The organism is Pantoea sp. T14 (assembly GCF_036663535.1).
Classification (GTDB): domain Bacteria; phylum Pseudomonadota; class Gammaproteobacteria; order Enterobacterales; family Enterobacteriaceae; genus Pantoea; species Pantoea phytostimulans.
This window is the reverse complement of sequence record NZ_JAWUEB010000008.1, coordinates 61,317-84,864: the sequence shown is the minus strand read 5'-3', so window position 1 is coordinate 84,864 and position 23,548 is coordinate 61,317. Positions and strand designations below refer to the sequence as shown.

Genomic DNA, 23,548 nt, shown 5'->3' with positions numbered 1-23,548 from the left:
TGCTGACAGATAAGTGATGAGCAGAATCTGTACATGTCTGTACACAGGCTGTCCACTTTTTCTGTGGATAAGTCGGGTCGTTAAGCGAGTCGGTTTAGCGCTTCAGAATGCCATTGCTATACATTTAGCCTGAGTGCTTTTCCATGAAGTCCACCATGGCGCCTTTGTGCGCGTCAACATGGCGGATGTAGCGCATCAGGGTCTCCGGCTTTTTCCACGTTCCTTCCTGCATGATCTGCGCAACCGGATAGCCCTGTCCGGCCATGTCCTGTGCGGCGCCGACGCGTGCGCTGTGTCCGCTCCAGCCGCTGTAGCGATTCTTGTTGTTCGCTCTGAACTGCTCGGCTAAACCCGACGTGCGCCAGGCCCGAGCAAAGATATCTTCAAGGGCGCGCGTGCTTAACGGTGCCTCAGATGAAAGCTGCGCCCGGTTTGAACGGTGCACACGACTGAATAAAAACGCATCCGGCTCGGCCGCCAGGCCAGACGCGCTGATCCACTCTGCCAGCCGCTGCGTAGGCAGGGTACTCAGCGCCTTGATCAGTCCGCCGGTCTGTACGATGGTTTTGGTCCACGCCACATCTAGAATGATGCGACCGTCCGGCGCCCGCGTAACATCCCTCACGCGCAGGCGCGACAGCTCGCTGATACGCAGAAGCGTGGCGTAAGCCACATGCAGGAACGCCAGGTCGCGGACTTCCTGCAGCCGTGCTGAGCCTGACCACTGCGCATCCAGCGCCAGCAGATCGGGCAGGCGGAAGGGAACGGCCTGCCCGGCGCGCTCGCCCGCGATGACGGCCGTACGATTTATCTTCTTTATCGTGCGGAAAACCAGCGGCGAAGAGTTAGGCGGCGTCAGTCCGGCGTTACGGTGTAACATCGAAATCAGCGCGGCATGTGCATTAACGGTTGATGAAGCCCGCCCGCTTGCCTGCAGGAACGTCAGGTAATCGCGCAGATCGGCGGAAGACATCGGCAAAAAGGTCCTCTGGTTATCATCCGCCCACCGGTTGCAGGTGCGCATGACGCTCAGCAGCTGTCGCCAGGTATTGGGCGAAAACGCCTCCCTGTCCTGAACAAACTCCCTTAACCGCTCCCGGATGTCAGCATCGCCGGTGGCACTGAGCGCCGCCAGCTGAGTCATTTTTGTCATGTTTGCCTGTTTAATGAACGAAACTGTTGTTGATCGCGCTACGTGAATTCTGGAAAGAAAGACGGGGGATAACCCGCCAGAATTCACGTAGCGCTGCCGGTTTTCTGCGCCGCCTGAATGCGCCCATCTTATCGCAACGAGCCTGCCTTTGTCCTAACTTCGTATAAGTATAATTATACGAAGTTAGTGATTTAATCGGTAGGAAGGGGGCTGGGCTTGTATAAATGTAATTAGATAAGGTTGGATAACACTCACCTTGCAAAATGAAGCGGGAGAAAAATATGAGTTTTCTCCTCAGGGTAATTAGCGATAATTATTTTCAGGTGTTATTCATTCAACTTGGGAAATTTAAGAGTGCGCGCTAACAACTAAATTTAAGAGAGTATATTATGACAGATTTTGTTAAAGTATTGGATGGGAATATAATACTCGATGAATTACAACTAGAGAAACCAAATAATAAACCACAACTTGGATCAAGCTTGGGACGATTCATTGAGGAATATTCTTATTTAGACATTGTGCTCGCATCCATAACTTTAATCGCATTATCTGGATTTTATTTTTCCTATACACCAATTGAATATACTCTCTGTAATGGTCTGGCCGTTTTGACCGCCTTAAAGGCCGTTAGGATGCTTTATGTATTATAGATAACTCACTATAGCGAAGGTGCTAAGGTTTGGCTGTACGCATGGCTTTTGTATGAGTCATAAAGGAGGTTAATGACTTATAGATGAGTCATTATCTTTGTTAATCCAACGGGTGAAGGATGTTTCGTTATAAAAGAAGAGTACAGGCAGGTTAAAACATAATTCAGTACGAGGTGTGTAATCAGACACCTTGTTTAAAATAATAAGTAAATTCAAAATTAGCCAGCACAACGGCATCAAAATCAATCGATTATTTTATTTCGCAGTCGTTATTCTGTATTTACTCGTTCATAAAAAACTCTTCGATCGAGGCTTCCAGCTTCAGCATTGCCTCCTCTGCGTACTGCCTATGCTGGCGCATGGTGTTTTCAACCTGAGCGGCGTCTTTACGACGCATCGCATTAATTAACTTGTATTGAAAACCTATCCCGGTCGCGCGCGCGACGAGTTCTGGGCGCTGGTAGATGTCTTTGCAGACCGCCTGTTCTTTAAGCAGGCGCGGCAGGAAGTGGCAAATAAATGCCAGCAGCACGTTATCGAAGTAGCTGGCGGCCACAACATGAGAATCGAGCTCTGCCATGCGCTGGCTCCAGCGGTTAACGTTAAAATAGTGGCTCTTTTAACTGCGCCCCATCATCGGTACGAGTCGTCTATATAATTCCGCGAATACCTCTCGTTTTAGGCGATATGCATCATGTTGCGCGGCATTCGGTTCATGGCGTTTTTCAAGTGGCAATGTGGGTAAAAGCTCTGCCACATCGCGCTCGGGTGACATCGCTAACATCGCCAGGCGCGCCGCGCCCAACGCGGGGCCGACATCACCGCCTGAGCAGAAGTCGAGCGTCTGTCCGCTGATATCTGCCAACATTTGTCGCCACCTGGCACTGCGGGCGCCGCCGCCAATCAGCATAATGCTCTGCGGCGCAATGCCACAATTGTGTACCGCGTCCATACCTTGCGCCAAAGCATAGCCGACTCCCTCCAGCACCGATTTTGCCAGTTCTGCGCGACCATGCTGGTGGGTCAAACCAAAAAATACGCCCTTTGCTTCAGGATTATTATGCGGGGTACGCTCACCAGAAAGATAAGGCAAAAACCAGACGGGTGGCAGATCCTTCTGCGCCAGTTCTGCTTCGTCGAGAAGATGCTGAACGTCATTACAGCCGGTCAGTTTTGCCGCCCAATCAAGACAGGAAGCCGCACTCAACATCACTGACATCAAGTGCCAGCGTTGTGGCAATGCGTGACAAAAACTATGAACCGCCGAGGTTGGATTTGCCATAAAGCCGTTACTCACCAGAAAATAAACGCCAGAAGTACCGAGTGAGAGCATGCCTTGTCCGACATTAACCATACCGACGCCGACTGCGCCCGCCGCATTATCACCGCCGCCCGCCACGACCTGCACATCTTTAAGTCCCCAGCCCGCCGCAATTTCCGGATGTACGGTGCCGGTGAACTGATTGCCTTCATACAGTTGCGGCATCTGCTGGCGCGTCAATCCGCAAGCGGAGAGAAGTTCATCATTCCAGTCTCGCTTTGCCACATCCAGCCACATCGTACCCGCCGCGTCGGACATATCAGTGGCGAAGGCGCCATTCATTCGCCAGCGCAAATAATCTTTGGGTAGCAACACTTTGCTAATCTGAGCAAAAATTTCAGGCTCATGCTGTTTGACCCATAACAGCTTCGGTGCAGTAAAGCCCGGCATCATCAGGTTGCCAGTGATAGCTCGCGAATCAGGAACCCGCTTTTCCAGTAGTTGGCACTGCTCTGCACTGCGCCCATCGTTCCAAAGGATGGCGGGGCGCAACACATCACACACATTGTCGAGCAGCGTAGCACCATGCATTTGCCCGCTGAGGCCAATGGCGCGCACCTGGCTTAAATCATATTGACTCGCCAGTGCGCGCATAACGCTATCGGTTGCCTGCCACCAGCTTTCGGGATCCTGTTCACTCCACAGCGGCTTTGGCCGTGAAACAGTGAGCTTCTGGCTTTGGCTGCCGATCAGTTGCCCAGCGTTATCCAGCAGCACGGCCTTGACGCCTGAAGTGCCTAAATCTATCCCGATGTACATGATGGCGACTCCGTTATTGTGCAAAAAGATAGTTATTGACCAAATTTTCCAGTTGTTCCTGACGACCACTTTGCGGTTGCGGATTCAGGCTATGTTCCGAAGCAAATTGCGCCAGCGAAGCGAGTGAAAACTCGCCTTTTAAGATTTTCTGGCCCACCTCATCATTCCAGCCGCTGTATCGGCGAGCTACGCGGCGGTCCAGTTCGCCATCGTCAATCATGCGAGCAGCCACCTTAAGTGCTAACGCCATCGTATCCATAGCACCAATATGACCGTAAAAGAGATCATACTTATCAATGCTCTGACGACGAATCTTCGCATCAAAATTCAATCCGCCTGTCGTGAAGCCGCCCGCCTTAAGAATTTCATACATCACCAGCGCATTTTCTTCCACGCTGTTAGGGAACTGATCAGTATCCCAACCGAGCTGTGGATCACCACGGTTAGCATCGACTGAGCCAAAAATACCCAGAGCAATAGCACTGGCGATCTCATGATGAAAAGAGTGGCCAGCCAGCGTGGCATGATTTGCCTCAACGTTAACTTTGATCTCTTTTTCAAGGCCATACTGCTTCAGGAAGCCGTATACCGTAGCAACATCGTAATCATACTGATGTTTAGTTGGCTCCTGCGGTTTGGGCTCAATCAACAGCGTGCCCCGGAAGCCAATCTTGTGTTTATGCTCCACGACCATCTGCATAAAGCGGCCAATCTGCTCACGCTCCTGGCGCAGGTCGGTGTTGAGCAAGGTTTCATAGCCTTCCCGTCCGCCCCATAGCACATAGTTCTCGCCGCCAAGCCGATGTGTCGCATTCATGGCGGTAAAAACCTGCGTGGCGGCCCAGGCAAAAATCTCTGGATCGGGATTAGTCGCTGCCCCAGCAGCATAGCGTGGGTGGGTAAAACAATTAGCGGTGCCCCATAACAGTTTGACGCCGCTCTGTGCCTGCTTCTCTTCCAGCACATCGGTCATGGTCGAAAAGTTATCGATATAGCTTTTCAGCGAATCGCCTTCGGGTGAGACATCAACGTCATGAAAGCAGTACCACGGCACATTCAGCTTGTGAAAAAACTCAAAGGCAATATCGGCCTTGCGCTTCGCCTGCTCCAGCACATCTCCCGGCCCCTGCCATGGGCGGTTAAAAGCCCCACTGCCAAACATATCAGCCCCGTTCCAGCAGAAAGTATGCCAATAGCAGGCCGCGAAACGCAGGTGATCTTCCATGCGTTTTCCGTGAATAAGTTCCTCGGGATTGTAATGGCGGAAAGCCAGAGGATTAGTGCTTTGCGTTCCTTCATAGCGGACGCGATCGAGCTGATCGAACCAGGATTGCATGTGTAACTCCTTTAACCTTACCCATAGGACAGCTGAATACTCAGCGGTATGTGAAGATGATTGTGATGAGTGAATCCCTGACGCTCAATTACGTTATTTAACACTGCCATTGAGATAATTATTAAATGTGCGTCAGCTCGCAAAATACAGGCAGAAAATACCTTTTCACTTTCTGATTCGCCTCGAAAAAATAAAAGACGTAATTTGCCTGAAAAAGGGAAAAATACGATCCACTTCATACTTTCTTAAATAAACCAAAAAACATAATAGAAAGACGAAAATCTATAATTGCTGATATGAAACTGAAAGATAACAATTCATCAGCCTATTAGCGCATTGGCAGGTTTTACCCTTACTTCAACCTACAGGGCCATAAAAAATGAAAAAAACCATACTGGCGATGTGTGCCGCACTCAGTCTGTTCAGCCATGCTGGCTTCGCAAAAGAGGTGAAGATTGGCATGGCGATTGATGATTTACGTCTCGAACGCTGGCAGAAAGATCGCGATATATTCGTCAAGAAAGCGGAATCGCTTGGTGCGAAAGTTTTTGTTCAGTCCGCTAATGGCAATGAAGAAACGCAAATGGCGCAGATTGAAAATATGATTAATCGCGGCGTAGATGTTTTAGTTATTATTCCCTACAACGGTCAGGTATTAAGCAATGTTATTGCTGAGGCTAAACGTGAAGGAATTAAAGTGCTGGCCTATGACCGCATGATAAATAATGCTGATATCGATTTTTATATCTCATTTGATAATGAAAAAGTGGGTGAAATGCAGGCGCAAAGCTTGGTTAAGCGCGTGCCGCAAGGTAATTATTTTTTGATGGGTGGTTCACCGGTCGATAATAACGCACGTCTGTTCCGTGATGGGCAAATGAAGGTGCTGAAACCGCTGATCGATAGCAAAAAAATCAAGGTTGTGGGTGATCAATGGGTTGATGCCTGGCTGCCAGAAAACGCGTTGAAAATCATGGAAAATGCCCTGACCGCCAACGGCAATAAAATAGATGCCGTTGTCGCTTCAAATGATGCCACCGCAGGCGGTGCAATACAGGCACTAAGCGCGCAAGGACTGGCCGGTAAAGTCGCAATTTCTGGTCAGGATGCTGATCTCGCCGCCATCAAGCGTATTAATAACGGTACGCAAACCATGACGGTTTATAAACCGATCAGCAAACTCGCTGATAATGCGGCGAATATCGCTGTGGAGTTGGGAGAAGGGAAGCAACCAAAGTCCAATGCAACGCTGAACAACGGCACCAAAGAGGTTCCTGCCTGGCTACTTGAGCCAATTGCCGTTGATAAAGCCAATATTGAAAGCACGGTGGTCGCAGACGGCTTCCATAAAAAGAGCGAGCTCTGATCCTGTTAACCGCCGTAAACACGGCGGATTTTCCTCAGGGCAGCCTGGAGAGATGTCATGACCAAACTGCTTGAAATGAAAAACATCACCAAACTTTTCGGCGCTGTGAAGGCCGTTGATAACATTTCGCTGACGCTGGAGCCAGGCGAAGTGATTTCGCTATGTGGTGAAAATGGCTCTGGCAAATCAACCTTAATGAAAGTGCTGTGTGGCCTTTATCCCGCCGGTGAATATCAGGGTCATATCTTTTTTGCCGGAGAAGAACTGCGTGCGACTAATATCCGCGACACCGAACGCAAAGGCATTGTCATCATTCATCAGGAATTGGCACTGGTGCGGCAGATGACGGTAATGGAGAACATCTTTCTCGGCAGCGAACTGACACAACGCGGCGTTTTAGATGTAGACAGCATGACGCTGCGCTGCCAGACACTGTTGCAACAGGTGCGGCTCAACGTCTCGCCAGAGACACGCGTGGGTGAACTGGGGCTGGGTCAGCAACAGTTAGTTGAGATAGCCCGGGCGCTAAACAAGCAGGTTCGCCTACTGATTCTGGATGAACCTACCTCTTCGTTAACCGAACAGGAAACGGAGGTACTGCTGGATATTATCCGTAATCTGCGCAATCACGGTATCGCCTGCGTCTACATCTCGCACAAGCTCAACGAAGTAAAGGATATTTCTGACACCATCTGCGTGATCCGTGACGGGCAACATATTGGCACACGCCGCGCGGATGCGATGAGTGAGGATGACATCATTACCATGATGGTAGGCCGCGAGTTGACCTCGCTTTATCCTGTCGAACCGCATCCGGTCGGCGACGAGATCTTACGGGTAGAGAACCTGACAGCCTGGCATCCGATCAATCGCAGCATCAAACGGGTGGATAACCTGTCTTTTAGCCTGCGGCGCGGGGAAATTCTTGGCATTGCTGGCTTAGTCGGCGCCGGGCGCACCGAAGCGGTTCAGTGTCTGTTTGGTGTCTGGCCAGGCCGCTGGGAAGGTAAAGTCTGGATTGATGGAAAATCCGTCAGCCTCAATGACTGCCAGCAGGCCATTGCGCACGGTATTGCGATGGTACCGGAAGATCGTAAAAGGGATGGCATCGTGCCGGTGATGGGCGTTGGAAAAAACATCACTCTCGCGTCGCTGGCTCAATTCAGTAGCGTGTTTTCAGTGCTGGATGAAGCGCAAGAACAACAGGTCATTAAGGATGCGCTGGCTCGCCTTAAGGTCAAAACCGCCTCACCCGAGTTGGCCATTGGTCGGCTAAGTGGCGGTAACCAGCAAAAGGCTGTACTGGCAAAATGTCTGTTGCTCAACCCACGCATTCTCATCCTTGATGAACCAACGCGCGGTATTGATATCGGCGCAAAATATGAAATCTACAAGCTGATCAATCAACTGGCGCAACAAGGGATTGCCATCATTGTGATCTCATCCGAACTTCCCGAAGTGTTAGGCCTTAGCGATCGCGTTCTGGTGATGCATCAGGGGCAGATTAAAGCTGACCTTTTAAACCAGGACCTGACCCAGGAAAAAATTATGGAAGCGGCACTCAGGAGTGAACATCATGCTTAAAACCGATTCAACACAACCCGCTACGCCGTTGCCTACGCGAAAATGGGCGGGTGCGCGGCTTAATCTACAAGTTGGCGTGATGATTCTCGCCATCGTGTTAATTGTGGCTTTTTTCACCTGGACCACTGACGGCTCTTACCTTAGCGCACGCAATATTTCAAACCTGCTGAGACAAACAGCAATTACCGGCATCCTGGCGGTGGGCATGGTGTTTGTCATTATCTCTGCGGAGATCGATCTTTCCGTTGGTTCCATGATGGGGCTGTTGGGCGGCGCGGCGGCTATTTTTGATGTCTGGTTCGGCTGGCCTTTGCCCTTGACCATTGCGGTAACGCTGGTGATGGGGCTGTTACTGGGTGCATGGAATGGCTGGTGGGTCGCCTATCGTAAGGTTCCCTCTTTTATTGTTACTCTGGCCGGAATGCTGGCCTTCCGCGGCATTCTGGTCGGCATCACTAATGGTACAACGGTGTCACCTATCAGTCCGGGAATGTCGCAAATTGGGCAAAGCTATTTGCCATCAGGCATCGGCTTCGGTTTTGGTGTGGTAGGGCTGGTGCTGTTCGTTCTTTGGCAATGGCGACTTCGTCAGCGCCGGCAAAAACTTGGCTTATCGCTTCCTGCTGCTTCCGGCACGCTGATACGCCAGGCGTTGACCGCTGTCATTGTGCTCGGTGCCATCTGGATGCTCAACGATTACCGTGGCGTGCCTACGCCAGTATTGATTTTGACATTACTGATGCTGGGCGGGCTGTTTATTGCCACACGTACTGCTTTCGGTCGCCGCATTTACGCTATCGGCGGCAACATTGATGCCGCAAGGCTTTCCGGCATTAACGTGGCGCGAACCAAGCTAGCGGTCTTTGCGATTAACGGATTAATGGTAGCCATTGCCGGGTTAATTCTCAGTTCACGGTTGGGTGCAGGTTCGCCATCGGCGGGTAATATTGCAGAACTGGATGCTATCGCTGCATGCGTTATCGGGGGAACCAGTCTCGCGGGTGGAATAGGGAGTGTGGCCGGTGCGGTAATGGGCGCCTTTATTATGGCTTCGCTGGATAACGGTATGAGCATGATGGATGTCCCCACCTTTTGGCAGTACATCGTTAAAGGCACGATACTGCTGTTGGCAGTCTGGATGGACTCTGCCACCAAGCGTCGCGTGTAGAGGATCACATGTCCGACGAATTTATTCCTGGTGACAAGCGCACTGTGCTATTCAAAAAGCAGAATAAACAGTGGGAAACAGCCATGTTTGAGAAACGTTATCGGATCACTCTGCTCTTCAATGCGAATAAGGTTTATGACCGACAGGTCGTCGAAGGCGTGGGCGAATATTTGCAAGCTTCGCAAAGCGACTGGGATATTTTTATCGAAGAAGATTTTCGTTGCCGTATCGACAATATCAAAGAGTGGCTGGGCGATGGTGTGATTGCTGATTTTGACGACAGGGAGATCGAACAGTTACTGAAAAATGTTGAAGTACCTATCGTCGGTGTCGGCGGCTCGTATCACCGGGAAGAAGATTATCCGGCAGTGCATTACATCGCTACCGACAACCACGCGCTGGTTAAAAGTGCCTTCTTACACTTGAAAGAAAAAGGTGTGCACCGTTTTGCCTTTTACGGCTTGCCCGTTTCCAGCGGCAAACGTTGGGCACAGGAACGCGAGTACGCTTTTCGACAATTGGTCGCTGAAGAGCGTTATCAGGGCGTGGTTTATCAGGGAATGGAAACTGCGCCAGATAACTGGCAGCACGCACAAAATCGGCTGGCCGATTGGGTACAAACATTACCCCCACAAACCGGGATTATTGCCGTTACTGATGCCCGAGCGCGCCATCTGTTACAGGTATGTGAACACCTCAATATTCCGGTGCCGGAAAAGCTCTGCGTGATCGGTATAGATAATGAAGAGCTGACGCGCTTTCTTTCGCGGGTAGCGCTGTCATCCGTGGCTCAAGGCTCGCGTCAGATGGGATATCAGGCGGCTAAACTGCTGCATCGCCTGCTGGGCCAACGCCAACTTCCTCTTCAGCGCGTGCTGGTTCCGCCTGTGAAGGTTATTGAACGACGCTCAACAGATTATCGTTCTCTACTTGATCCGGCGGTAATCCAGGCGATGCACTTTATTCGCTACAATGCCTGCAAAGGAATCAAGGTAGAGCAAGTGCTGGATGCCGTGGGTATGTCGCGCTCTAACCTGGAGAAACGCTTTAAGGATGAAACAGGAGAAACCATCCACGCGGTAATTCATACAGAAAAGCTAGAAAAAGCACGATCGCTGCTGGTTTCAACATCGCTTTCGATCAATGAAATATCGCAGGTGTGCGGCTATCCCTCTTTGCAGTACTTTTATTCGGTCTTTAAAAAAGTCTACGCTTTTACACCGAAAGAGTACCGGGAGCGTTATAGCGAAATGGCCGTTTAACCTCGATATTTTCTATTATTATTGACAGGTGTTACCTGTCAATAATTTGAACATTTTCAACTGCGCTTATGTTAATGCACATAGTTGCTCCGCCATCGCTAAAAGTTCCGTAACAGCGAACTGGCAATTAGCTTAATTCGTAATAGCGACATATTTTCGACTGCTTCGCTTATATCAGTGCGTCGTTTGCTGGCAGCTGACCAATCCCAATTCCTTTATTGAGAAGCCCTCTCTAATATTCAGCGCAACTCGAGCAAACCCCTGCTCAAAAGTGTCTATTTCTACTTCAACCATAAACTTATCCATGCATAAACCGATAACAATAATCGGACATAGCGTTATCAGAATTATTACTGGATGTCGTCCGGCGCTAAATGAGCCGCTGTGGCTACCTAAACTCTTTATGGCTATCAGCTTCATTATCACGAAACTGGCTTAGATGAGATAAATAATGAAAATAAATAACCTGGGAATTGGAACCCGTCTGGGTGCAGGGTTTTCACTGGTACTTATTCTGATGATTGCGATGGTCATTACTGGAGGATGGCATCTGCGCGGCATGATGCAGGCCACAAAAAGTGTTACGCATGATTATTTAGTGCGGGAGCGCTTATCGACCGAATGGTTATCCATCATTGACACTAACGCCGCTCTGGCCCTTGTCGTAATGACCTCACCCGCTGAAAGTATTAAACAATATGCTTCAGAGGAAATGAAGAAGAACTCTGAGCGAGCCAGCGCGGTACAAAAAAAGCTGGAAAATATGATCACGTCTGATCACGGCAAAGAATTAATGAAGGGAGTGGGTGAGGCACGTAAAGGGAATACCGCAGCGCGCAATGTTGCCCTGAAACTCAGTGCTCAGGGAGATGTGAACGCGACCGCTGAAGTTATTCGTAGCCAGTTGCTACCTGCTATGCGCGCTTATTCCGATGCTGTTCGTGCTGTGGCTAACAACCAGCAAAGGCTCATTAATGAGAATGGTGGTCATATCCAGAGTGCAGGTACATCTGCCGTTTGGACACTGGTGGCGGTAGGTATTGTTGCGTTAATTATGGGCTCGCTTCTTGCATTGCTTATCACGCGTAGCATTACGCGCCCACTGATATCTGCTGTGGGTATAGCGCGCGAAGTGGCAGCCGGTAATCTGACCGTCGATGTGCGGGTAGACTCTCATGATCAGTTAGGGCAGTTGATGGCCGCCCTGCGTGAAATGACTGAAAGTCTACGTAAGACTGTGCAAAAAGTGCGTGCAGGATCAGACAGCATAGCCTCGGCTGCTGATGAAATTGCCACCGGTAACGAGGATCTCTCATCCCGCACTGAAGAACAGGCAGCGAGCGTGGAAGAAACAGCGGCAACACTCGAGGAACTGACCGCCACCATCAGCAATACCGCAGCAAACACGGCGCAGGCACGTCAGTTTGTTTCTGAAACCGCTGGCATTGTAAAAGAGAATGGCGAGCTGATGAATGATGTGTCCACCCGGATGAAGGAGATTTATGAATCCTCCTCCAGAATGTCCAGTATTATTTCTGTCATCGATGGCATTGCTTTCCAGACCAACATACTGGCCCTCAATGCGGCTGTGGAAGCTGCTCGCGCGGGTGAATCTGGCCGAGGGTTTGCTGTGGTCGCCGGTGAAGTACGCACACTGGCCCAACGCAGTGCTTCCGCTGCACGTGAAATCAAAACGCTGATAGATGAATCTGTATCGCGCATTAACGCAGGCACCACATTAGTGGACAAGGCTGATAAGGGCATGACGAGCATCGTTAGAAACGTGCAGAGCATGGAACAACTGATTAACGAAATTGCTCAAGCCAGCCGGGAACAGAATGATGGCATTGAGCAAATCAATTGCGCCATGGAGCAAATCGATACGACTACTCAGCAAAATGCTGCTCTGGTAGAACAGTCTGCGGCTGCTGCAGCCTCCATGCAGGAACAAACCCAAGTGTTGCAGGAGATTGTGAGCATGTTTCGCTTAAATGAAGGAAGCACTATAAACCGTACGCAAACGGTCAGCGTTCCTGTCTCGGTCGCCACTCAGCAGCAATTTAGCACTGTCCGTCAGGCACCACGACTACCTGGCAAAACGGCCGCTACAGAGGGAAGCTGGGAATCATTTTAATTGAACGATTTGAGCCAGACGGCGGGTTTTGAATGCTTTGTCTAAAAATCCTGCAACAAAAGCTGCCTGTCTAAAATTACTGTCTCTTTGTTACCTTCCTGTAAAAAAGGAGCATGCCAGACATGCTCCTTTTGACATTAATCATTCGTTCGTTTCAAAGAAGCAATTATTTATGGCCGTCTTTTCTCTGTCAGTACCTCTTTAGGGATTTACCGCAAATCCTTCGCCGGGACGACCCGTTGTGTTTTTCACTGGGTCTTCGGCCAATTGCATGATCTAATTATAAATTTAACATAAATTACATTATGCGTACTTTAGCTTATGGCAGCTATAGTGAGATGTCCGCATTATCGTCCTTTATCCAGGATTTCTTGGCTGAGGACGGCTTACTACCTCGCTTACATCACAGCGGCAAGATCTGACGGATATTTCAGTTTGGCTAAAACCCGGACATCTCAAAACAGCCTTAACAATCTCCTGCCAACACCACACCCTCTAAAGCAGAGAAATGCAGCCTCACGCAGACTAAAGAAGGCCGATCACTGAAGAACGTTTATCTTGTGAAGTGATTAATCTAACATGAACTTAGCTAACCTGATGATGAGGCTGAGTGTTGCGTTGACAGATAAAAAGAAAAGTACCATCAAAGAGGTGGCGGCCTTAGCAGAGGTGTCGATCGGTGTGGTTTCTCGGGTATTGAACCCCGGTTCAGGTTCAGTATCTGAACGCACCCGTCAGCGTATTCTGGAGGCAATGCAAACGCTGAATTATACCCCTCAGAGTGCCGCTCGTGAGCTTAAAACCAGTATGAACAACACGATTGGCCTGGTTGTAGCAGACATCGCAAACGATTTTTTTTCTGAGATCTCCGATCTCATTGTCCGTCGCGCCAGAGAAATGGCCATGAACGTCATTTTGGTTACTACGCAGGAAGATCCGCTGCTGGAGCGGGAAAGCTTGAGCATGTTAATGCAAAAACGGGTTAAAGCCATCATAGCAACGCCCACCAGCGCGAATAGCGATATGTGGCAATCCATTAGCGAAATGGGCATCGCTATCGTTTTCATCGATCGCTACCTTAGCGAGGTGACACATGCCAGTGTCATTGGCTTTAACAATGAAGCTTCCGCCTGCGAGGCTACCCGTTATCTTGCTCAGCAAGGCCATCGCCGTATTGGCTGGATAAGCGGGCCGCTGAATACCTCGACCTCTTTGCAAAGGCTGAAGGGTTATAAACAAGGATTGAAAGCCTATGGAATTGACTGGGAAAAACAGTATGCGGTAGTGAAGAACTTTCGTGATCCGCTAGCCAGCCAGGCGCTTGATGAGTTGTTATCGCTTCAGGAACCACCGACTGCAATCATTATTGGAAATACGTCGATTGCACCGATGATTATGTCGCGCATCCGGCAGTTGAAGCTCTCTGTTCCTGAAGACCTCTCGCTGATTGTTTACCATGACAGCCACTGGAGCCGACTCCTGAGCCCGTCAATTAGCGTTATCAAACACCCTCTTGAAGAGTTGGCCGATAAGGCACTCTTAAGTCTCTCCGGTGAGTGGCAGAAGCCCTGTGAACTAAACAGCACGTTAATCAAGCGTGAGAGCGTGGCCCGGGTTAAATAGGCATGCCGTTTAAACGCTGAATTTGCCTGATAATGGCGCAGTGATCTAAGTCGCCATCCCCAGCGTCAATCATTTGGCTGAAAAGCTGGTTCACCGTCTCAGTCAGCGGTAATGTCAGACCAAATTGCTCAGCCAGCGCCACACTGCTGCGCGTGTCTTTAAGCTGCCACTTTGCCGCGCCGCGGGCCTTAAAGTCTTCGTTTACCATACGTTCACCTTGCTGTTGCAACAGGGTTGAGTCAGCAAAACCACCCAGCAATGCTTCACGCACTTTTGCCGGATCGGCTCCGCCGCGCTGGGCAAGGGTAAAGGCTTCCGACAACAAACTCAGCGTGCCTGCGACAATTATCTGATTGGCGAGTTTAGTCAGTTGGCCAGCGCCCACCTCTCCCACACGCGTGACTTTACCCAGGTGAGACAGCAGCGGGCGTAACCGGTCAATAGTTTCTGCATTACCACCGGCCATCAATGACAATGTGCCGTTTTCTGCCCCCGTCGTGCCACCTGATACCGGCATATCGAGATAGTCCGCCTGTGCTGCGTTCGCCTTGTGTTGCTGCTCAATCACAATCTGTGGCGAAAGGGTACTCATCATAATGATGACGGCTTTTTTCCTGATGTGCTTCAGCGCGTTATCATTAAAAAGGACATCGTTACAGGCTTGCGCATCGCTCAATAAACAAATGATGACATCACTGCCTGCCATTAACTGGGCGGGAGTGTCTACAGCCGTAACACCGTACTTTTCCAGAGCATGCGCTTTATCTTTAGAACGATTCCACACCGCAACGGAATAGCCGGCAGCGGCTAAGCGCCGTGCCACTGGCTGTCCCATTAATCCGGCGCCAGCCAATCCAATACGTGTTTCTGAAGCCATGTTGTTTCTCCAGACATTACCCGCTACTGCAACGGCAATAGCGGGTAATATCACTGTTTATAATCCCGCCAGACTGACCATCTGCTTACGCAACTCTACGATATCCAGATTGTTATCAAACTGAACATCAGAAAAACGTACCGCTTTGTCTTTAGCGACATCTTTAACCAGACGAACGTGATGCGCTAATCCCATGGGTAACAGATCCTGCGCCACGCTGATGTTGGCTGGCAGTGCATTGGCCCAGACGGTAAACCCACCTTCGCCATCCAACATTTCGCCCGCTTTGAGGTCTCGTTTAGCCGTTGCGACAGCATCACCCCGGAAGCTTAAAGCCGAACCGGTGGCTTCATTACGGAGTACCGCAGAGAGAATACTGATGCTGGTTTCAAGGCCGATGAGATGGAAAGGACGCCACATAGAGGCATACCAACCACTGGGATCGGTCAGCAGTCCGTACTGTTTAAAACAGGCGCGGCTGTATTCATCCCGGGCTTTAAACGTGACAAATACGCCATAGCGAATGTTGTTCAGCACCTCCCGTCCATCAGGCTCCTGGCTGGCAGCAATATCCACCAGACCGCTACGGCTCAGTCGTCCACCGTCAGACTCAGGTGAAAAGACCCGCGCCAGGTCATGCACACCGGCTGGAGGAAAAGCCAGTCCGTTATCAGGACAATCCAGTCCGGTCGCGTTGGCCACTGCCGCCATTTCAATTGCCGCTTTGGTGCCGTCAGTGAAGGAATTATACATCTTAGGATTGAAGTCTCCGGCCGCCACTTCTTCTTCGCTCCAGCCAAAAAAACCCCATACTGTATCCGGAGTAGAATAGCGATAGCGTGGTTCAAAGTTCATGCCTTTACCGGCCGCAACAATTTCAAATCCGCAGGCTTTGGCCCAATCCACCAGTTCACAAATAATGGCGGGTTGATCCCCGTACGCCATGCTGTAAATCACACCATTTTGACGCGCACGCTCAGCGATTAAGGGGCCGCACAGCACATCGGCCTCAACGTTTACCATCACCACATGCTTGCCATGTTCAACAGCATGGAGTGCATGACGGGTTCCCGCCAGCGGATGGCCTGTGGCTTCAACAATGCAATCGATCTGCTCGCAGCGGAACAATTTTTCCGCGTCCTCAACCACACAGGTTGACCCTTCGCGCAACGCAGCATCGATAGTTTGTGCCTGATACTGAGATTCAGGCCAGCCCACTCGCGCCAGGGCTGCACGGGCTTTACTCACGTCGAGATCGGCAATGGCCACCACCTGCAAACCGTTCAGATGGCGCAGTTGGGCAAGAACCATCGATCCAAATTTACCTGCGCCAATGATGCCAACTCGGACCGGTTGTGCTGTACCTGAATTCACGGCACAGGCACGCTCAGCTAACAGTGCTGCTAAGTTCATTTTCTACTCCTTGACAGGGTTTGATGCGTGGGGTTTAACGCCAGCCAGCGGCCTGACGGCGACTTTTACTCAGGAGATAAATCAGTAACGGCGAGAACAGCACCAGAATCGATAACAGATAAAGGCCGTTTTGTGATTTACCGGTAAGGGAAATAGTGAGACCCACCAGGAAAGGGCCAAAGAAACCGCCAATATTCCCAATAGAGTTGATGAGCGCCAGGCCACCCGCAGAACCCTGGCTGGTTAGGAAGGAGGCGGGCAGAGTATAAAACGTCGGAACACATGCCAGCATGCCAACAGTCGAAAGCGTCAGTCCCAGCATTGATATAACGGGAGAATCACTTATGGCTGCGACCACGAAACCAGCAGAAAACACCAGCGAAGGCAGAATGAAATGCCAGGTGCGCTCGTTCGTTTTGTCAGAATGATTTGACCACCAGCACATCACTACGGCACCAACGATATAGGGAATAGTGCCAAGCAGTCCTACCACAGTGTCTGAATAGTCAAAGCGTTTAATAAACTGCGGCATCCAGAAACCGAGACCGGTTAAGCCAATGACTGTAAAGAAGTAAGCCAGGCCTAAGATCCACACTCGGCGGTCTTTGAACATCGCTTTCAAACCCGAGTGCCCCACCGCTAATGTTGCTTGTTGCTCTTTTTCCATCAGCTCCTGATAGGCCTGACGTTCCTCAGGCTTAAGCCAGGAGGCTTTAGCCGGTTTATCCGTGAGGTAAAGAAAAACGATCACCGACAAAATCACCGGCGGACATCCTTCGATTAAAAACAGCCACTGCCAACTTTCCAGCCCACCTACATTATGGAAATTGTCGAGAATATATCCCGATAAAGGATTGGCAATAATAGCGGCCAGCGGAACACCTAAATAGTAAATGGAAAAAACCCTGGCCAGCTCTTTCTTGGGGAACCATGTGGTGAGATAAAAAACAATACCAGGTGCGAGGCCCGCTTCAGCTACACCTAATAAAAATCGTAGGATGCTGAGACTCACCACACCTTGTGCGAACGCCATCGCCATCGAAATAACGCCCCAGGTGATCATGATCCTGGCTAACCAAAAGCGTGCGCCATAACGTTCCAGCAGAACATTACTGGGAATTTCAAACAGGATGTAGCCAAAAGAGAAGATGCCTACAGCGAAGCCAAAATGCTCAGGCGTTAACCCTAAAGACTGGTTCATGGTTAATGCCGCCATGCCAATATTAGAACGATCAATAAACGCCAGCAGATACATCATCAGGATCAGCGGCATTAAGCGCATCCGGGCTTTTTTAATCGCGCCACTCGCCAGTGATGATATTTCTGGCTGAGGATGATCCGGCACAACATCAATGCCGACCAGTGAATTATCGTACTCTTCTACGTGTTTCATGATGTATCCCAGTAGAGTTATAACCCCCGGAAATATCACGGAAAATGCATATATACCGCGACGCCTGAGTGGAAAAGTAAAACGTTTTACTTTTTACGAGTTTTACGACAGAGCGGTTAACAGTCAAGAGATGGAAGAGTGAAGTTAAAAAATTGTGACTGAGTTAACGCATGTGCTCGCCAGGGGTAATACGCGTTGCCGCGAGGACCAAAATGACTCACTTCCTTGAAAGTGATAAGCATCAGTATCCTCTTTACAGCCATACCAGCAGCGGCCGGGAGAGACTTGTCGCTGCTGGCATCTGTCTTAAAAACCGTCTCAAACTGCGTCCCAGCGTGTTCATAATGTGAGTGCGGTCAACTTAAAAAACATCTTCTTAACACATACTAGAATGGTAGATAGACACATACATTTTATACGGTGAGTAATTCATATGCAGATGACGATGCGTTGGTTTGGACCAGAAGAAGATAAAATTCCGCTGGAACATATACGGCAAGTACCAGGCGTGACAGGCGTAGTCGGTGCGCTTTATGATGTGCCCGTCGGTGAAGTCTGGCCCCAGGAAAAGATTAAGAAACTCGTTGAACAGGCTCATGCTGCGGGTCTGACAATGGAAGTCATCGAGAGTGTTAACATTCACGACGATATCAAGATTGGTTTACCTTCCCGCGATCGCTATATTTCCAACTACAAGCAAACTCTCCGTAACCTGGCCGGGTTCGGTGTAAAAGTTATTTGCTATAACTTCATGCCCGTCTTTGACTGGATGAAAACAGACATGAACTATGTTCTGCCTGATGGCTCGCTGACGATGGCATTTGAAAAAGCCGGTATCGATAAAAGTCTGGATGACGTTGTCAAAGAAGTTCTGGGAAATTCAAACGGCTTTGCCTTACCGGGATGGGAACCTGAACGCCTGGCAAAAGTGCAGGAGTTGTTTGCAAAATACAAAGACGTTGACGATGCGCTACTGCGGGAAAATCTGGCTTACTTTTTGAAAGAAATTATTCCTGTCTGTGAAGAAGTCGGCATCAAGATGGCAATCCATCCAGACGATCCGCCTTATTCAATTTTTGGCTTACCTCGCGTAGTCAAAAACCGTGACGATCTGGACTGGATTTGCAACGTTGTTGATTCAGAAGCCAATGGCCTGACGTTGTGCACCGGCTCCATCGCCGAAGATCCGGAAAATGATGTTTATGCCATTCTTGGCGAGTTTTCACGCCGCAAGCGCATTCACTTTGCCCATGTCAGAAACATTAAAATTATAAAAGATAAAGATTTTTACGAGTCAGCTCATCCGACGCAATATGGTTCATTAGATATGCTTCGCGTCATTAAATCCCTGCACGATAATGGTTTTGATGGATATATCAGGCCTGACCACGGACGTTTTATTTGGGGAGAAACAGGCAGACCCGGTTACGGTCTTTATGACCGTGCGCTGGGTGTGACTTATATTCTCGGATTATGGGAAGCCGTCAGTCAAAAATAACCCCTCACAGCGGGACATGCTCCCGCTGTCTTGTTTTACCTCATTATAAAAACGCCTACAAAATAGTTAAGGATCATCATGTCACCTTTCTTATCACTTTTTTGGGTGCTGGCAGGTATTGCGTTGCTGGTCGTGCTCAATATTAAATATAAATTTCATAATATTTTCTCGCTGCTTATTGCCGGGATATTTGTTGCTGTCGCAGTAGGCATTCCGTTAGACAAAATAGTCTCCACGGTACAGCAAGGTATTGGCAGTATTATGGGGCACCTGGCGCTGATCATTATATTTGGTGCGATCATCGGCAAGTTCATGACGGAGTCAGGGGCCAGTCAGCAGATAGCGGATACGGTTATCCGCCACTGCGGCACGCGTTTTCTTTCTGTTGGCCTGATCTTTATCGGTGTGATATTTGGCATCGCGATGTTTTATGAAGTCGCATTTCTTATCGCTATGCCGCTGGTTATGAATATTGCGAAGAAAGCCAACATTCCTTATATGAAACTGGTTATACCTACCGTAGTGGGTGCAACGATGGGGCACAGTCTATTTCCACCGCAGCCAGGCCCTGTTGCATTAATTAGTGCATTTGGTGCAGACATCGTTCAGGTTTATTTTTATGGTGTATTAGTGATTATTCCTGCTTTATTTTGTGCAGGAATTCTGTTGCCAAAGTTGCTGCCAGGCATTAATAACATCCCGCTTAATTCAATGATTAAGCCCATTGAAGAACTGGATACGCATAATTTACCCTCTTTCAGAACCAGTGTCATGATTCCACTGATACCGGCGGTATTGATGATTCTGGCTTCAGTGATAAAACCGCTCGCGGGTAAGGATTCTGAACTCACACACATTTGTGAATTACTGGGCAGCGCAGAAATCAGCATGTTATTGGCGACTTGCGCAGCGATTTGGGTACTGGGCGTTAAGCGGGGATTAACATCAGAAGCGATCACGAAAAAAGTCAGTGTGGCGATCGCTCAGATTGCCAACGTGTTGTTTGTCATCAGCGCCGGTGGAATTCTCAAACAAGTGATTATTGATTCAGATGTAGGTGACAGCATCGTTCATGTTATGAGTCATGTTCCATTTTCACCTTTTATTATTGCGTGGTTAATTACCGCTGTTATTCGAATTCTTACCGGACAAGGTGCTGTTGCAGCAATTACATCAGCAGGCATTGTTGCACCGATGATTGGCGCCTTTAATCTTAATCCAGCGTTAATGGCTCTGGCTGTAGCCTGTGGCAGTAATACTATTACGTTGATGTATGACGGTGGCTTTCTGTTATTTAAAGAAACCTTTGGTATATCGATGAAAGACACATTTAAAACCTGGGGTTTACTGGAGCTAATAAATTCAGTTGTAGGCCTGAGCATGGTCATACTGATCAGTTATTTTTTATAAATGACATTACGCATACTTTGATTCTCAGCCCACAGCAATAATGTCGTGTTCGGAGATACGGATATCTTCCAGGGCTGAGAAGGTGCAGCCGGAGTCGCGACGCGAAAACGTGGTCAGCCAGCTAACAACCGGCATCCTGAAGCTTTCCGGCTCCGTATTCTGACGCTGTCACGCGAAAGTTTCGCTGGTTCGTCCCCACGCTTACCGCTGAGAAGCGGTAGGCGCATCACCCCCTCGCAACGCTGATAACTTCACCCTACCTGTCTAAATAGCTGTTTTTGCTATCCAGACCCTTTTTCCCTGAGACTGCCTAACGCCCCTTCAAAACAACGTCTGATCACCCCTATTTTTCCTGTTAACGATCCGTGACCGACTTCTGAGTTTTCGCTCTCAGAGAGGCGCAATATCTAGACATATCGCAATAACAGATATATCTAATATCAAGTAACGCCAAGCTGAATAGGGCTGCACACCAAAAAGTTCAGTGATTGATATAACCCTGAAGAATTCGATAAATAACGGAGTAATCATGGACTTAGGCATAGAAAACAAGATCGCATTTGTCTGTGCTTCATCGCAGGGGCTGGGACTGGCCTGTGCTCAGGCATTAGCGGCAGAAAACGTACACATCATTTTAAACGGGCGTGATGAAAGCAAACTGCAAAGCGTTGTGCAACGGCTTCGCCTTAATGATCCAAAAACGGTCGTCAGTTATATAGCTGCGGATCTAACGACATCCTTGGGAAGGGAAAAAATCATTTCTTCGTTACAGCAAGTAGACATTCTGGTCACGAATAATGCCGGGCCTCAGCCTGGTGCGTTATCTGACTGGAGCGAGGATGCCTTACGCAATGCAATGGAAGCCAATTTTATTCCCGCCGTTCAGCTGATACGTGCCTGGCTTCCGGGTATGCAGGCCCGGGGCTTTGGCCGCATCGTTAACATCACCTCCGCCATGGTGAAATCGCCCCATTACATGATGGGGTTATCAACCTCAGCGCGCACCGCACTAACGGCAATATGTAAAGCCATCAGTCAGGACGTGGCGAAAGACAATGTCACGATTAACAACCTGTTACCTGAGCGGATTGATACGCCCCGGCAGGAATTTATGCTTCAGCGTTTAATCGCGAAAGAGGGTATCAGTCGTGAAGAGGCTCGCTTGCGCAATGTGCAATCTATTGCCGCAAGGCGTTATGGCTCGCCGCAAGAATTTGGTGCCGCCTGCGCTTTTTTATGCAGTCAGCAAGCCTCTTTTATCTCGGGCCAGAATCTGCAACTCGACGGTGGTTCTTACGACGGCCTGATTTAATGGAGGTGATGTAGATAATGAAACCGCAATTTAGCGAGCTGCTTGAATTCGAACAGCAGCGCCAGCAGGCCTTAACGCGGCCCGACCTGGTTTTACTGGAACGTTTACTGGCAGAGGATCTTGTCCACATTCACAGCACCGGCATGGTCCATAACAAGCAGCAACTTTTGACACATATTGAACGCATGGGTGGCTTTATCGCCATTTCACGCGCTACCCCTGAAATTCGTCTGGAGGGCAATATTGCCATCCTCACCGGCAATACACGTAACACCGTTCGGCTGCTGGAAACGGGCGAGGAAAAAGTACGGTTTGGCTTCTCCACACTGGTACTGCGACGTATGCCGCAGGGCTGGCAGATCGTTCTCTCTCAACTGACCCCTTATCAGACGTAAAGGCTACTTATTCAATAAAGGAGAACAGCATGAAACTGGTACGTTTTACGGAGCAGGGTTATACGCGTATTGGCAAAGTCATTAACGATCGGGTAATCGATCTCTCCGCTGTGTCGGGCGTGTCTGAATCAATGCGACAGCTGATTACTGATTTGCCGCAGCTGAGGAGAGTGCTTGAAGAAACCAGCGAACCGGCTTTTCCACTGTCAGAGGTTCAGTTAGAAGCGCCAGTACAGGATGCGCAGAAATTTCTCGGGATTGGCATGAATTACCGTAAACATGCGGATGAAGCCCGACTGGCTGGCATAACGATCCCTGAAAGTCAGATGTGGTTCAACAAGCAGGTATCCTGCATAAACGGTCCATTTTCGCCAGTCGTAAAGCCTGATGTCAGCGATAAAATGGATTATGAAATTGAGCTGGGCGTTGTGATTGGTAAACGCTGTCGTCACGTCAAAGCCAGCGATGCGGCTGCAGTCATTGCGGGTTACCTTATCGTGAATGATGTTTCAGCCCGAGACTGGTTACACAAATCACCCACCTTCACCTTGGGTAAATCCTTCGATACTCATGGCCCAACAGGCCCCTGGCTCACAACCGCAGACGAAATTCCCGATCCGCTTAATCTGGATATGAAACTCTATGTGAACGGAGAGCTGCGTCAGCATTCCGGCAGCGGCGACATGATTTACGACATCTATGCGCAAATAGAATACCTCTCAACGGTGATGACGCTTGAGCCGGGCGATATTCTTGCTACCGGCACACCTTCGGGCATTGGCGCACCAACAGGCCGCTTCCTGCAACCCGGCGATGTCATGCGGCTGGAGATAGAAGGCCTGGGCCATATAGAAAATCGTGTGGTGGCAGAAGCCGCTCACTCTTAATCGC

At 49.5% G+C, this 23,548-nt stretch carries 19 protein-coding genes; 12 read left to right on the top strand and 7 right to left on the bottom strand.

All coding sequences use genetic code 11. The features are described 5' to 3' along the window. Positions 1–124: 124 nt before the first annotated feature. Positions 125–1,144, bottom strand: coding sequence for a tyrosine-type recombinase/integrase (locus SC127_RS02500; RefSeq protein WP_442955735.1), 1,020 nt, complete (start codon positions 1,142–1,144; stop codon positions 125–127). A gap of 398 nt (positions 1,145–1,542) precedes the next feature. Between SC127_RS02500 and SC127_RS02495 the strand changes: the two genes are divergently transcribed. After that, positions 1,543–1,806, top strand: coding sequence for a hypothetical protein (locus SC127_RS02495; RefSeq protein ID WP_332625072.1), 264 nt, complete (start codon positions 1,543–1,545; stop codon positions 1,804–1,806). 280 nt (positions 1,807–2,086) lie between these two features. On the opposite strand, the gene SC127_RS02490 is transcribed toward SC127_RS02495, so the two are convergent. From SC127_RS02490 to xylA, 3 genes are read right to left on the bottom strand one after another with little or no spacing between them, the layout of a single operon-like run. Continuing rightward, the gene (locus tag SC127_RS02490) at positions 2,087–2,386 is read right to left on the bottom strand and encodes a hypothetical protein (protein WP_332625070.1); all 300 of its coding nucleotides are present in this window, start codon (positions 2,384–2,386) and stop codon (positions 2,087–2,089) included. A gap of 39 nt (positions 2,387–2,425) precedes the next feature. Further along, the gene (xylB, locus tag SC127_RS02485; RefSeq protein ID WP_332625069.1) at positions 2,426–3,886 is read right to left on the bottom strand and encodes a xylulokinase; all 1,461 of its coding nucleotides are present in this window, start codon (positions 3,884–3,886) and stop codon (positions 2,426–2,428) included. A gap of 13 nt (positions 3,887–3,899) precedes the next feature. Then, positions 3,900–5,222, bottom strand: coding sequence for a xylose isomerase (gene xylA, locus SC127_RS02480; RefSeq protein ID WP_332625067.1), 1,323 nt, complete (start codon positions 5,220–5,222; stop codon positions 3,900–3,902). A 379-nt stretch (positions 5,223–5,601) separates the two neighbouring features. Here xylA and xylF point away from each other — a divergent pair, with 379 nt between their 5' ends. From xylF to SC127_RS02450, 6 genes are all read left to right on the top strand, one after another. Next, positions 5,602–6,588 (top strand): D-xylose ABC transporter substrate-binding protein, encoded by a 987-nt coding sequence (xylF, locus tag SC127_RS02475; protein WP_332625065.1) that lies wholly within the window; start codon positions 5,602–5,604, stop codon positions 6,586–6,588. 57 nt (positions 6,589–6,645) lie between these two features. Continuing rightward, entirely contained in the window at positions 6,646–8,172 is a 1,527-nt protein-coding gene (locus SC127_RS02470; RefSeq protein ID WP_332625063.1) for a xylose ABC transporter ATP-binding protein, read from the top strand. Next, a complete protein-coding gene (xylH, locus tag SC127_RS02465; protein WP_215845074.1) occupies positions 8,165–9,340 on the top strand; it encodes a xylose ABC transporter permease XylH in 1,176 nt (391 codons plus the stop codon). The genes SC127_RS02470 and xylH overlap by 8 nt, the downstream gene beginning before the upstream one ends. A gap of 83 nt (positions 9,341–9,423) precedes the next feature. Then, positions 9,424–10,602 carry a D-xylose utilization transcriptional activator XylR gene (xylR, locus tag SC127_RS02460; protein WP_215845198.1) on the top strand — a complete coding sequence of 393 codons (1,179 nt, stop codon included), beginning with the start codon at positions 9,424–9,426 and terminating at the stop codon, positions 10,600–10,602. Positions 10,603–11,053: 451 nt separating this feature from the next. Beyond that, positions 11,054–12,736, top strand: a complete 1,683-nt coding sequence (locus tag SC127_RS02455; RefSeq protein ID WP_332625062.1) for a methyl-accepting chemotaxis protein — start codon at positions 11,054–11,056, stop codon at positions 12,734–12,736. A 579-nt stretch (positions 12,737–13,315) separates the two neighbouring features. Beyond that, complete coding sequence (locus tag SC127_RS02450; protein WP_243080021.1) at positions 13,316–14,359, top strand: LacI family DNA-binding transcriptional regulator; 1,044 nt, start codon at positions 13,316–13,318, stop codon at positions 14,357–14,359. Here the strand turns inward: SC127_RS02450 and SC127_RS02445 are convergent. Genes SC127_RS02445 through SC127_RS02435 form a run of 3 tightly spaced genes read right to left on the bottom strand, consistent with a single transcriptional unit; the run spans position 14,352 to position 18,042 of the window. Further along, positions 14,352–15,236, bottom strand: a complete 885-nt coding sequence (locus SC127_RS02445) for an NAD(P)-dependent oxidoreductase (protein WP_332625060.1) — start codon at positions 15,234–15,236, stop codon at positions 14,352–14,354. The two genes, SC127_RS02450 and SC127_RS02445, sit on opposite strands and share 8 nt — an antisense overlap. A 57-nt stretch (positions 15,237–15,293) precedes the next feature. After that, complete coding sequence (locus SC127_RS02440) at positions 15,294–16,649, bottom strand: NAD(P)H-dependent oxidoreductase (protein WP_332625058.1); 1,356 nt, start codon at positions 16,647–16,649, stop codon at positions 15,294–15,296. 34 nt (positions 16,650–16,683) lie between these two features. Next, the gene (locus SC127_RS02435; RefSeq protein WP_332625056.1) at positions 16,684–18,042 is read right to left on the bottom strand and encodes an MFS transporter; all 1,359 of its coding nucleotides are present in this window, start codon (positions 18,040–18,042) and stop codon (positions 16,684–16,686) included. Between the two features lie 433 nt (positions 18,043–18,475). On the opposite strand from SC127_RS02435, the gene uxuA reads away from it, so the two are divergent. From uxuA to SC127_RS02410, 5 genes are all read left to right on the top strand, one after another. After that, on the top strand, positions 18,476–19,540 hold the full coding sequence (gene uxuA, locus SC127_RS02430) for a mannonate dehydratase (protein ID WP_243080025.1): 1,065 nt from the start codon (positions 18,476–18,478) through the stop codon (positions 19,538–19,540). 78 nt (positions 19,541–19,618) lie between these two features. Next, on the top strand, positions 19,619–20,950 hold the full coding sequence (gene gntP / locus SC127_RS02425) for a gluconate permease GntP (RefSeq protein WP_332625054.1): 1,332 nt from the start codon (positions 19,619–19,621) through the stop codon (positions 20,948–20,950). Positions 20,951–21,479: 529 nt separating this feature from the next. Continuing rightward, positions 21,480–22,262 (top strand): SDR family oxidoreductase, encoded by a 783-nt coding sequence (locus SC127_RS02420; RefSeq protein ID WP_332625052.1) that lies wholly within the window; start codon positions 21,480–21,482, stop codon positions 22,260–22,262. A 17-nt stretch (positions 22,263–22,279) separates the two neighbouring features. Next, the gene (locus tag SC127_RS02415; RefSeq protein ID WP_332625049.1) at positions 22,280–22,657 is read left to right on the top strand and encodes a nuclear transport factor 2 family protein; all 378 of its coding nucleotides are present in this window, start codon (positions 22,280–22,282) and stop codon (positions 22,655–22,657) included. Between the two features lie 29 nt (positions 22,658–22,686). Further along, positions 22,687–23,544, top strand: a complete 858-nt coding sequence (locus SC127_RS02410) for a fumarylacetoacetate hydrolase family protein (protein ID WP_243080028.1) — start codon at positions 22,687–22,689, stop codon at positions 23,542–23,544. Positions 23,545–23,548: the final 4 nt, after the last annotated feature.